The organism is Methanofastidiosum sp., from assembly GCA_013178285.1.
Classification (GTDB): Archaea; Methanobacteriota_B; Thermococci; order Methanofastidiosales; family Methanofastidiosaceae; genus Methanofastidiosum.
Window position 1 is genome coordinate 1 of record JABLXD010000029.1, and the last position, 12181, is coordinate 12181.

Consider the following 12181-nt stretch of genomic DNA (forward strand, 5'->3'; position numbering starts at 1 on the left):
TTCCATATCCTTAAATATAGGGAAAAGGCCATATAAAAGTGAAAAAATAAAAGGTGATTTTTTTGGAATATGAAATCAATAAATTTGGAATAAAATCTGTTGTTAAAATTTCGACGGCCTTTGGGGCTCTAGTAGGATTTACATTTGGATTGCTAATCGGGGCATTGATATCGTCCATGTCAAGGTCGATGGGGATTCCGCCCATTTCAGACCCACTATTTCAATCCTTTTTTAGAATATTTTTTAGCAGATGGTCAGTCATTATCTACCCCATATTCTACACTGTTGGTGGGGCAGTGACAGGTGCCTTGTACTCTTGGATATACAATCTTGTTGCAAAAAAAACAGGTGGCGTTATCTTTGAGCTAACGGAATTTGAAGAGTCTAACGCAGGAGTAGTGCCAAATACAACAATCGAGGCTGAAAGTACATGAAATACATTCTAAAAAGATTTAGGCTTACAACAATTTTTAAGGTAGCTGCAATTGTGGGATTGGTATATGGATTAATTTCAGGGATAATTTCTATTGTATTTTGGACTGTGGCCAGGCCATTCACAACAATTTTTCAGAGCGATCCTTCATTTTATGGAAGCCTCGTTCTTAATGGAATTATTGTCAATCCAATCTTTTCCGCAATATACATGGCTATCGCAGCAGCAATCGTCTGTGGACTTTACAATTTCTTCTCAAAAAGAATTGGAGGAATTGAAATTAATCTTAATTCTGGATCATTAGTTAAAAATAAACCAGAATAATAGGGATTTCTATTAAACGGAGAATAATATGATAATTAAACAAAAAATAATAAGGTTAAACTCGATAAGAATAACAAATGCAATTATATTAGTTTTGGTTCTGATAGGTACTTTGCTTTTGGCGGGATGCGGAGAGACCACAACACATTCTAATCAGACTGTAGAACAGAAAGAGGAAGTAACAACTACTCCCGGAAAGGATGAGGCTGTAGAATGGTATAACAAAGGAATTGAATTAAGAAAACAAGGCAAATATTCCGAAGCTATAGAATGCTTTGACAAATCGATTGAGTTAGATCCAAATAATGCGTCAGTATGGAATAACAAAGGATTTGTACTTAATCATCAAGGTAAATATTCCGAAGCTATAGAATGCTTTGACAAATCGATTGAGTTAGATCCAAATAATGCATCAGTATGGAATAACAAAGGGGTTGCACTTATTCATCAAGGCATATACTCGGAAGCTATAGAATGCTTTGACAAATCGATTGAGTTAGATCCAAATAATGCATCAGTATGGAATGGCAAAGGAGTTGGACTTAGCTATCAAGGCGAACATTCCGAAGCTATAGAATGCTTTGACAAATCGATTGAGTTAGATCCAACTTATGCACGTTCATGGGTCAACAAAGGAAATTCACTTAATGAACAACGCAAATATTCCGAAGCTATAAAATGCTTTGACAAGGCAATTGAGTTAAATCTGAACGATGCGTTTGTATGGAACGGCAAAGGAGTTGCACTTAGCTATCAAGGCAAATATTCCGAAGCTATAAAATGCTATGACAAGGCACTTGTACTAGATCCAACTTATGCACGTTCATGGGCCAACAAAGGAAATTCACTTAATCATCAAGGTAAATATTCCGAAGCTATAGAATGCTTTGACAAATCGATTGAGTTAGATCCAAATAAGGTATCTGCATGGAATGGCAAAGGAGTTGCACTCCAAGCACTTGGAAGAAATACAGAAGCCCAAGAATGTTTCAACAAGGCAAAAGAACTTGGATACAAAGAATAATCAATTATAGATTATTAAGTTAGACTTTATAATTTTACCAATGTTATAACCCGTTGTAATATAACCTAAAACAATGGATTTTCTCTTATATTACAAGCGTTATATTGTATAAACTCTTTCCCTATTTTCCCTATTTTTTTCCATATCCTTAAATATAGGGAAAAGGCATAATACAATTCAGTGAGCAAATGGTAAATTATACTATATCATTTAAAAAACCTTTTTCTGATTTTAGGAAACTATTCATCGGGATAATAGCCAGTTTTGTGCCTATTGTTAATTGGATATCTTTTGGATATATACTTGAATGTTCAGACATTAAGAAAGATGTGCAAACAGGGATGATGGCGGAATGGGGCGACCTAAAGGATATGCTTGTCAAAGGATTCAAAGGATACTTAATAGAATTTATTTATTCAATTCCCATTATTGTGTCTTACTTTTTTGTTTTCTTCAAAGTTATCGCACCAAGTGTTATTAGAGGAATGGAGTCAGTAAAATTCGATTCTCTTCCTGTGCCAACTTCTAACCCCATAAATCCTAAGGATGCAATTGAAATAATGGATTTTATGATAAAACAAATGATGCCACTCCTTACCAATTCCTTAATTGAGGCATTGCCATTTCTAATTATTATTTTTGTTTTAATAGCATATATATGGTATTTAATACCTATTGCTGTTCTGAATTATTACAGACACGATAAATTCGAAGAGGCCTTCAATTTCACTTTGATAAAGAAATACGCCATTACTAAGAAATATCTGGGTGCTTGGATGATTTTCTTTGTTCTGAATCTAGGATACCATGCTATATCTTTCCTTCCGATGGGCCTTTTCTTTTATAATCCATTCCTGGCCATGCGTTTATCAAATGGGCTTTCGCTGCTGCCAGCAATAGTGTACTTTATCATAAGCATGATATCTTTCTCCTTCTTTGCAGACGTAATCAAGGAAATAGATGGGGCTTGATATATGCGAAATAAATGTGAAGTATGCGGAGCAGAACTAGAAGAAGAATCAATACAGTGCCCCAGTTGCATGTCATTCAAAAAAACCATTTGCCCAAATTGCAAAAAGGAGATAAATTCTGAGTGGAGCACCTGCCTCTACTGCGGCATTAACTTAAAGTCAAAAAAGAATATTGGCCCTAAATTCAAAAATCTTAATTCTCTCATACTGGTTATGCCAATTCTTGTCATAATGCTAATAATAGTTGGCTTGACAGCATTCGCTCCAAATGCAGAAAAATATATTGCAGAAGGAGTATCCTTATACAATGAAGAAAATTATGATGAAGCGCTAGAAAAATTTGATAAAGCCTTAGAATTAAATCCGAATTTAGCAGAGGTATGGTTTTACAAGGGGATTATCCTACAGACCAAAGACATGAACAAAGAAGCTTTGGAATGTTATGAGAAATCAATAGAAATAAATCCTAAAAATGCCCTTGTATGGTACAATAAGGGAACATTGATGAATTATTTTGGATTATTTTCAGAAGCCATAGCCTGCTACAATAAAGCGATAAATATAGATCCAAACTTATCGCATGCTTGGTACAACAAAGGACTTACTTTGTGCAATATGGGAAAATACCCCGAGGCTATTAACTGCTTTGATAAAGTTACAGAGCTAGATCCCAAAGATCCAAATCCATATTATAGTAAGGCTGCATCTTTATATGAACTTAAACTATATGACAAAGCAATTCACAATTTTGAGAAATATCTTGAATTTGTACCAAATGACTCAGAAGCAGTTAGATACATTAACCTTTCTTACTCTATGATTCATTGCGATAAAGGTATAGAGTTTTACGAAAAAGATGATTATGATAGAGCCATACTGGAACTTGAAAAAGCATTGGAATTAGATCCAGAAAATGAAGACGCTAAAGATTACATAGTTTATTCTTGGAATTCAAAAGGGATAGAGTTCAGTGATAATGGAGATTTTTCAAGAGCCTTGGAATGCTATGAAAATGTTTTAGAAATAAATCCAGAATTTGCACCATCCTGGAACAATAAAGGTGTAGTATACGGAGAACAAAGAAAATACGATGATCAAATTAACTGCTATGAGAAGGCCATTCAAATTAATCCAAATGAGCCCCTATATTGGAGAAATATGGGAAACGCACTTAGAAAACAAGGCAAATTCTCTGAAGCGATATACTGTTATGATAAATACCTTGAACTTAATCCAAACTCTGCAGATGTTTGGCATATTAAAGGATACTCTTACTACATAATAAGAAAATATGAAGATGCTTTGTATTGTTATGAAAAATCCATAGAGGCTGATCCAAAGTACATTTTGGTATGGTATGACAAAGCTAATTTACACAGAGTTCTTGGACAAGAGGAAGAAACTAAGAAATGTTCTGAAATGATACAGAAACTAAAAGAAGAGAAAAAGGCGGAAGAGAATAATTATTGAAGTTGTAATTTCCAGATATAGTTTATTAAGTTAAATAGAAACGATTTACAAGAAATTATTTTTAAGGCCAGATCCTATTAAAAGAATTGGCCTTATCTTTTAATAGAAGCTGGTAAAGTTAAAGGATCGTTTAATAAAAAATTTAAAATAATTTTTTTACCATTTTGTCCATCTCTAGTTCCCTACCGGAGAAGTAGCCCCACTCCTCAGTTGGCCCTAAAACTAGGCCGTAATAGATTATGTCGTTCTCGGGCTTCCCGTTTATCATAGAGCCGCCGGTATCATCTTCAACTAGTCTAATCTCAGAAACTTCTGTTGCAAACCAGTGCCAGCCAGTTTCGCTCTTCCAAGCAGATATTATCTCACTTCCATCAACAAACTTCTTCCCGTTCATTTCAATAATTGCTGCCGTTTGCATCACCTGATTGTATTATGCAAAGGTCGGACTAATACATTGTCAGGATATGGATCTAAAAATAGGGCCAGAAAATTTGTATCTACGCTTAATCTAGGAGATTATAAAATAGAAATTTAACATATACGAAATAAAAAATATATAAGACTTTATTTTATCTTCCTTGTTTCTTTCTAATCCTTTCTTTCAAATCTGGGTCAGAGTCAATAACCTCAATGAATTCTAAAAACTTGTTGAGGTTTTTTATGAGTCCAACGTCTTTTTCAGCGCATTCAAAAAAGAATTTTTTTAATTCCTTTTCATGTTTTTCTATTTCAAAGATTTTATCTTCCTCTAGCGACATCCCGCAGCGGTAGCAGAACTCTGATGTGGGGCCGCAGTTCTCCTTGCATCTTGGGCATATTAAGGGTTTTAGGGATTCTTTTTCCTTTTTTTCATCAGTTTCAAATCCATAGACTTTGTTGTAGATGGCCTTATCAATATCCCTCCCTGAAAGATGGACATATATCCTTGGCATGTCTGAGCCCATCTGCCAACCAAGGTAGTGGCACATTTCTGACTCTGTCAATTTTGAGGCCAGATGTGTGGCACGGGCATGTCGCAAAAGATGTGGGGTAATCTTCTTTTTTAGTCCTGCATTTTTCACCGCCTTTTTCAATACGAGACTATAGACATCATAATAGAGGGATTTGCCATAATTCCTCATTCCTAGCCCAACAAAGAGTTCTGTATCCTCCCCTGGGCATGGATGCATCTGCATCCAGTTCTTAATGTAGGATTCAGAGAAAACAAAAGGGACTAGCCTCTCCCCGGTCTTTCCGCTCACTTTGACCTTGCCGCCAAACTTGTTGAACTCTATGTCCTTAAATCTTATCGATGCAAGCTCACCTATCCTAAAACCGCCTTCATAAAGGAGTGCAATCATGGCCTTATCCCTGGGATGCTTAGCTGAATCAATTAACGAGAATACTTCATCCTTTGTGAGAATATCGGGTTTTCTATCAACTCTTCTGTTACCTCTTAAGGGTTCAATTCCTTCCCATTTTTCTCCCTTGTACCATTTGAAGAATCTTCTAAGGCCCTTCTGGAATTCATTTTTTGTATGAAGGGATATATCTAACATTTCAATTTTTTCTAGAACTTCTGTCGTATCTTTTAATTCCCACTCAGAAAAAGGCTTATCCTTATACCTCTCGCAAACTAATCTTAGCGAAGACATGTACCTGATAGTTCTATGCAAGCCAATTCTAGTGGCTATTAGGTAACTCTTGAATTCCTTTATCGCAGTTTTGTTTTCTTCACAGATGTTTGATTCTCCAGCAGAGCCATTTGATTTTCATATCTTATTTTTCCCTTGTGAATGTCCATGACCTTAACATTTGGCAGTTAAGATATATACATTCTCCCAGTGATTTCGTATTTATTAAATTGGCTCCCCAACGGCTTCACATATTTTCTGGATCTTCAAAGATTCCTCATTATTTTTTGTTCAATATCTTAAATTGGGGCATATTTTTTTTATTTACGATATGTTTTTACTAACATAACCGAAACATTTATAATGAATAATTATTCATAATCCCTGAGGTGATTTAAGTGGAAAAAAACATCAAAAGAATTGAAATAATTTTCTTATTGGCCTTAACTTTAACCATGATTTTTTCTGGTTGTACTACCCAAACACCAACCAGTGATATAGAACATGTTGATTCTATTATGGTTTACTGTGGTGCAGGAATGAGAAAGCCTATGGATGAAGTTGGAACAAAATTTGAAGAAAAGTACGGGGTAAGCGTAAAATATAATTATGCTGGCTCTAACGCCCTTCTTAGTCAGATGGAACTAACAAAAGAAGGAGACTGTTATATGCCGGGCGAAAGAATGTATATTGATGTAGCTGCTGACAAGGGATTAATAGGCTACAAACAAGATATATGTTATCATATACCAATAATAACAGTTCCTAAAGGTAATCCTGCTAAAATTTACTCTCTTGAGGATTTTGCCAAACCTGGTGTAAAACTAGTTTGGGGCGATCCCAAAGCGGCCGCTATTGGCAGATTAGGTGTAGAAATATTAGAGAAGAATGAACTTTACGAAGAGGTATGGCCAAACGTAATTGCTACTTTACCAACAATGAATGAAGTACTGGTACAAATTGCTATGGGTCAAGCAGACGCCTCTTTGAATTGGTGGGACACTGTTAAATTCGTTGAAGAAATAGATATAATCGAAATTCCTGCAAACCAGAATATTATTGAAATTGTCCCTATCGGAGTTACTACATTTTCTAAAAATCCAAATACTGCAAAACAATTTGTAGATTATGTTACCTCTAAAGAAGGAAAAGAAATATTTGAAAAACACGGATTCACCGCCTACCCAAATCCTACCTATGGCAACTGAAACATATGGAGAAATGAATTAAGAAGGAGATATTGTAGATTAGGATGAAGATATTTTCTTTATCCTATATTTTTCTTTATTCATTATTAATTAAAATTTGAAGAACCTGCGTCGAGTGAAAAATTAATTAGTTTTTAGGATATAGAGCGTCATTAAAGAAGGGATATTATGTTAAAGAAACTTAAGGAATCAAAAATGGAAATTTCATTAATATTTGTAACTATATTACTTACTGTCTTTATACTGGCACAGATTTTTTGTGTAGTTACCCACACCACATGGAATGCTTTATTATCAAGTTTGTTTGGTGAGGAAATACAGTTTGCTATTAAGTTAAGTTTAATAACATCTGCAGTTTCCACTTTACTTTGTATTGCTGTATCAATACCTGTCGCTTATTCTATTGCCCGTTACAAATTTCCAGGAAAAATTATAGTTAATACAATTCTTGATGTACCTTTAGCTCTACCTCCCTTGGTAGCGGGAGTGGGGTTATTGATCTTTTTTGGTACAACCTCTTTTGGAAAAACTCTTTCAGAACAAGGGCTTGCTTTGGTATTCACTCCCCTGGGAATTATTGTTGCACAATTTTTCGTTAATGTTCCGTATATGTTTAGAATACTTCGTGGTACTTTTGAGGGCATAAATCCTAGATATGAACATGTTTCAAAGACACTCGGTTGTACAGACGGGCAAACTTTTTGGAAAGTCACACTACCTATGGCAAAAAATGGCATCTTGGCAGGCTCTGTTATAACATGGTCAAAAGGGATAGGCGAATTTGGGGCAGCTTTAATGATTGCAGGGGCTACCCGTATGCAAACAGAAACACTACCCATCTCGTTGTATCTGAACATGTCATGCGGAGAACTTAATTTGGCCATTGCTTCGGCTACAATACTCATCATTATCTCACTTATTTCTCTGTTTATCTTTGAAAAATATGGGGGGTTTGCTCGTGTTTTTTGATAAGAAGGTGGTACTATTATAAGAATAGAAAATATCTCAAAAGATTTAGGCGAATTTTTTTTAAGTAACGTTTCTCTCGAAATATATGATAAAGAATATTTTGTGATACTAGGGCCTACTGGTGCAGGTAAATCCATTTTGCTGGAGACTATAGCAGGTATTTTTTTACCAGATAAAGGAAGAATCTTTTCAAATAATCGAGATATTACCCACATACCTCCTAGAGAAAGAAATATTGGTATGGTATATCAAGACTATATCCTTTTCCCATTTTTAACAGTCGAAGAAAACATTGGATTTGGATTAAAAACTAAAAAAGTTGATAAAAATGAGATAAAAAGGAAAGTAGAGAAACTTGAAGAGTTATTAGGGGTCACACATCTCGCCCACAGATATCCGTCTACATTGAGTGGTGGCGAACAGCAAAAGGTAGCTATTGCACGTGCAATCGCTACAGAGCCCGACATATTACTTTTAGATGAACCATTATCGGCACTTGATTCAAGGACCAAATATCATTTACGCGAAGAGCTAAAACGTGTGAAAAAAGAGTTTAACATTACAGTAATTCATGTTACCCATGATCAGACTGAAGCAATGGCTCTTGCAGACAGGATAGCTATCGTAATGCAAGGTAAGTTAGTTCAAGTAGGAACTCCTGCTGAAATTTTTAATAAACCATTGAATGATAAAATAGCAGAATTTGTTGGAATTGAAAATATACTAAACGGAAAAATATGCAAAAACGAGGGAGGTTTAGCAGAAATAGAAGTAGAGCCATATGGTAAAATATTTGCTTTTTCAGATTTTGATAATGGAAATGTAAAGATATGTATTAGGCCTGAAGATATAATTATCTCAAAAAATAATTCTGACAACAGTGCCCAAAATATTATATCTGGAAATATAGCTGAGATGGAAGATTTGGGAGCTTTAACTCGTATAAGACTAGATAATGATCTTGTTTCAATGGTGACAAAGAGATCAAAAGAGACTCTAAAACTTAGAGAGGGAACTCAGGTTTATGCTATTTTTAAAGCAACTTCTGCACATATTGTACCCGATTAAATTTTATTTTTATAGTTCTTATATTTTTTAAGCAATAAACTAAAAAAGTAAAACTTATATAACTGATTCCTTTTCAATTTTAAAACTAGTGCAAAAATAGGGGATATTCAATTGAATCTTCGGAAGAAAAGTAGATTAATTGTTCTAATGATTATAGTTCCAACTATTTTGATTTCTCTATTTTCTGGATTATTAATGGTAGAAAGAACCCATGAAATTGAAAATGATACTGTATCAAAAGAACTTGAAAAATCAGTAAAACTAATTAATCATGAAATATCAAATTTAGATTCAATTACCGTTGATTGGGCATTTTGGAACGATACTTATTATTTTGCTATCGATAAAAACAAAGAATATATAAATAATAATTTAATGGATGATACTTTTTTCACCCTGAGAATTAATTTTTTTGTCATAAAGGATGCTAATGGCAAAATAATCTATAAAAAAGCTTTTGACCTAACTGAAAATAAAGAAATTGATTTTCCACAGAGTTTAGAGGATATATTATCTAACTCTGAACTACTTTCAATATTAGACCCCGATAATTCTATCAAAGGGATAATAGATACCAAAGAAAGCGCCGTTATTTTGGCATCTCAACCTATCTTAAAAAGTGACTCAACAGGGCCAATAGCCGGAACTCTTATCCTCGGACGATTTGTAGATTCGAAACTAATAAGTGATTTGTCAGACATATCCCCGAATCCAATTAATTTGTATAGGATAGGGTCCCCTGAATCGGATTCAGTTCTAGAAAATCCCTCCCCAGACCTACAAAAAAATAAAATGGGCTATTCAAAAGTAATTAGCGACTCAAAAATTCGTGGATACCACATTTTAAAAGATATATATGGAAGACCCGGGATTTTGTTAGAAATAGAGGTTCCAAGAGATTTATACATGGCATCAAAAAAAGGAAATATCTCTTTTTTGTTAACAATGTTGGGATTTAGCCTTCTTTTTGGAATTGCATTCATTCTAGCTTTGGAAAAAGGGATTCTCTCTAAAATTTATACAATTGAAAAAGAAGTGAAAGAAATCTCAACTACAAATGATTATTCTTCTAGATTAAAAATTCAAGGAGACGACGAAATTGATTCTCTTGCATCAAAGATTAATGAAATGATAGAAAATATACAAAAATCATCTAACGTACTAAGAGAAAGTGAAGAGAAGTACCGTACTTTATTTGAAGAATCAATGGATGCAATTTGGGCCACTAATTTAGATGGCGAGATTATAGATGCAAACGAAGCAGCAGCAAAATTGCTTGATATTCCTATACATGATTTGATTGGTTCTAATATTATTGAGTTTTATGAATCACCTGAAGAAAGAGTTGAATTTCAAAGAAAAGTTGAAGAAATGGGATCTGTTAAGGAGTACCCTTTAAATCTAAAAACAAAAAAAGGGGAAAGGATATACTCCCTAATTTCTTTTACACCTTGGCGAGATAACAAAGGAAATATCATGGGATATCGTGGACTCGTGCACAACGTAACAACTAGAAAATTATATGAGAAACAATTAATAGAATTAAATGAAACATTAAGAATTCTTAATAAAATATTAAGGCACGATATTCTAAATGATCTTACTATAGTCCTTACAGCAATCGACTTGATGCAAGAGACCGACGAAAGATTAAAACAAAAGGCATTAAAAGCCATCAATAAGAGTATAAATCTTATAGAAAGGATGAGGGAACTTGAGCAAGCACTTATTTCAGGATCACATGTAGAAAAATATCAGCTCAATGAAGTCATTAAGGAAGTTACAAAGGATTATAAAGAAATTCAATTCAATATAAATGGAAATTGTGAGATTGGTACTGACGATGCCATATTTTCTGTTTTTGACAATATAATAAGGAATGCCGTAATACACGGAAAGACAGATAGGGTTGATGTCTCAATTAAGGACAAGAAAAACATATGCCAAATTATAATCTCTGACTACGGAACTGGAATAACTGATGATATAAAAGACAATATTTTTGACGAAGGTTCAAGTTTTGGTGAAAGTAGAGGTAGTGGATTGGGCCTATTCATTGTGAAGAAAGTAATTGAAAGGTACGGTGGATCGATAACAGTTGAAGATAATAAACCGTGTGGATCTACATTTATAATCAAATTAAAAAAACTGTAAAATCAGACACATTTTTTCTAGTTAAAAGAATTGTATTGTCTTTAGAGGCACATTTTAGCTTTCCAGTATATTCTTTTAACATGATACTCCCTGTCAAGATGTACACACCTAATCCAAATCCACTTATGACATCTGTTAGCCAATGAACATTTAGATAAATCCTTGAGAATCCTATTAGCAAAATCATAAAAGAGGACAAACTAATAATAATTACTTTAAATGTTTTAGATTTAATCTTATGCATAGCCAGATAAGTTAAAAATCCAAAAAATACTACGACATTGGCTGTATGTCCGCTGGGGAATCCAAAATCCGTTTTTGTTATAATGTCCCCTAACGGACGTGGTCTTTTGACCAGTTCTTTTAATACTAGTACCACAAAAGCATCAAATAACATTGTAATTCCAAAAAAGAAAGCAAATTTATTGCAATATCTTCTCAAGAAAAATATTGACAGTAAGATTGATATTGCAACCATGGGTATCAAATCAAATACAATGTCAATAACTATTGAAAGTGAAGTTAAAGAAGTACTTCTAATTTGATGTATTGCGGTAGACATGGAATGATCAAATGTAACTAAAGTGCCACCATTCAATATTTCTATCAATACAACTAAAAAAAGTATCAATGAAAATAAGTTTAATGTGAGCAATCTCAAAGAAAACTTCATACTATTTTAACTTTAGATATCCTACTTAAATATATTCAATAAAAGAATGCCTTGCTTAATGCATAAAGTAGAAAAATAAAAATAATTTTTAGGGCGCTTCTGAAACAGGCCCTTCATAAATTTCATCGCCTATCTTTATTTTAGCTATATTGTCCAATCTTTTTTCAACTTCATCAAGACTTTTTCTTATCGTAGCTATTTCCTTTCTTATTATCTTAATATCCTTTTCTGGCATAATCATACCTCCAATCTAGACTCAAGGGAAAGGAAATCA

General features: G+C 33.8%; 13 protein-coding genes. 9 read left to right on the top strand and 4 right to left on the bottom strand.

Translation table 11 applies throughout. The features are described from left to right. Positions 1-62 precede the first annotated feature (62 nt). From HPY60_08765 to HPY60_08785, 5 genes are all read left to right on the top strand, one after another. Positions 63-434 (top strand): hypothetical protein, encoded by a 372-nt coding sequence (locus HPY60_08765; protein NPV51269.1) that lies wholly within the window; start codon positions 63-65, stop codon positions 432-434. Further along, positions 431-757 (top strand): hypothetical protein, encoded by a 327-nt coding sequence (locus HPY60_08770; GenBank protein ID NPV51270.1) that lies wholly within the window; start codon positions 431-433, stop codon positions 755-757. The genes HPY60_08765 and HPY60_08770 overlap by 4 nt, the downstream gene beginning before the upstream one ends. Positions 758-785: 28 nt before the next feature. Then, positions 786-1781: a tetratricopeptide repeat protein gene (locus HPY60_08775; GenBank protein NPV51271.1), complete on the top strand. Its 996-nt coding sequence runs from the start codon at positions 786-788 to the stop codon at positions 1779-1781. Positions 1782-1969: 188 nt separating this feature from the next. Next, on the top strand, positions 1970-2752 hold the full coding sequence (locus HPY60_08780; protein NPV51272.1) for a DUF4013 domain-containing protein: 783 nt from the start codon (positions 1970-1972) through the stop codon (positions 2750-2752). 3 nt (positions 2753-2755) lie between these two features. Further along, positions 2756-4222 carry a tetratricopeptide repeat protein gene (locus HPY60_08785; GenBank protein ID NPV51273.1) on the top strand — a complete coding sequence of 489 codons (1467 nt, stop codon included), beginning with the start codon at positions 2756-2758 and terminating at the stop codon, positions 4220-4222. Between the two features lie 142 nt (positions 4223-4364). On the opposite strand, the gene HPY60_08790 is transcribed toward HPY60_08785, so the two are convergent. Both HPY60_08790 and HPY60_08795 read right to left on the bottom strand, forming a co-directional pair. Further along, complete coding sequence (locus tag HPY60_08790; GenBank protein NPV51274.1) at positions 4365-4643, bottom strand: hypothetical protein; 279 nt, start codon at positions 4641-4643, stop codon at positions 4365-4367. Between the two features lie 148 nt (positions 4644-4791). Then, the gene (locus HPY60_08795; GenBank protein ID NPV51275.1) at positions 4792-5877 is read right to left on the bottom strand and encodes a tyrosine-type recombinase/integrase; all 1086 of its coding nucleotides are present in this window, start codon (positions 5875-5877) and stop codon (positions 4792-4794) included. A 356-nt stretch (positions 5878-6233) separates the two neighbouring features. Here HPY60_08795 and modA point away from each other — a divergent pair, with 356 nt between their 5' ends. The 4 genes from modA (at position 6234) to HPY60_08815 (ending at position 11234) form a co-directional block, all read left to right on the top strand. Then, a complete protein-coding gene (gene modA / locus HPY60_08800; GenBank protein ID NPV51276.1) occupies positions 6234-7043 on the top strand; it encodes a molybdate ABC transporter substrate-binding protein in 810 nt (269 codons plus the stop codon). 168 nt (positions 7044-7211) lie between these two features. Next, positions 7212-8012: a molybdate ABC transporter permease subunit gene (gene modB, locus HPY60_08805; GenBank protein NPV51277.1), complete on the top strand. Its 801-nt coding sequence runs from the start codon at positions 7212-7214 to the stop codon at positions 8010-8012. A gap of 15 nt (positions 8013-8027) precedes the next feature. Further along, positions 8028-9080, top strand: a complete 1053-nt coding sequence (locus HPY60_08810; GenBank protein NPV51278.1) for an ABC transporter ATP-binding protein — start codon at positions 8028-8030, stop codon at positions 9078-9080. Positions 9081-9191: 111 nt separating this feature from the next. Beyond that, positions 9192-11234 (top strand): PAS domain S-box protein, encoded by a 2043-nt coding sequence (locus HPY60_08815; GenBank protein ID NPV51279.1) that lies wholly within the window; start codon positions 9192-9194, stop codon positions 11232-11234. Here the strand turns inward: HPY60_08815 and HPY60_08820 are convergent. Further along, the gene (locus HPY60_08820; protein ID NPV51280.1) at positions 11215-11907 is read right to left on the bottom strand and encodes a phosphatase PAP2 family protein; all 693 of its coding nucleotides are present in this window, start codon (positions 11905-11907) and stop codon (positions 11215-11217) included. The two genes, HPY60_08815 and HPY60_08820, sit on opposite strands and share 20 nt — an antisense overlap. Positions 11908-11995: 88 nt before the next feature. Continuing rightward, complete coding sequence (locus HPY60_08825) at positions 11996-12142, bottom strand: hypothetical protein (protein NPV51281.1); 147 nt, start codon at positions 12140-12142, stop codon at positions 11996-11998. Positions 12143-12181: the final 39 nt, after the last annotated feature.

What these genes read in the sequence shown, in the direction of transcription:
- HPY60_08820 (NPV51280.1), bottom strand. Translation starts at nt 11,907, where the DNA reads ATGAAGTTTTCTTTGAGATTGCTCACATTAAACTTATTTTCATTGATA.
- modB (NPV51277.1), top strand. Translation starts at nt 7,212, where the DNA reads ATGTTAAAGAAACTTAAGGAATCAAAAATGGAAATTTCATTAATATTT.
- HPY60_08770 (NPV51270.1), top strand. Translation starts at nt 431, where the DNA reads ATGAAATACATTCTAAAAAGATTTAGGCTTACAACAATTTTTAAGGTA.
- HPY60_08785 (NPV51273.1), top strand. Translation starts at nt 2,756, where the DNA reads ATGCGAAATAAATGTGAAGTATGCGGAGCAGAACTAGAAGAAGAATCA.
- HPY60_08775 (NPV51271.1), top strand. Translation starts at nt 786, where the DNA reads ATGATAATTAAACAAAAAATAATAAGGTTAAACTCGATAAGAATAACA.
- HPY60_08825 (NPV51281.1), bottom strand. Translation starts at nt 12,142, where the DNA reads ATGCCAGAAAAGGATATTAAGATAATAAGAAAGGAAATAGCTACGATA.
- HPY60_08780 (NPV51272.1), top strand. Translation starts at nt 1,970, where the DNA reads ATGGTAAATTATACTATATCATTTAAAAAACCTTTTTCTGATTTTAGG.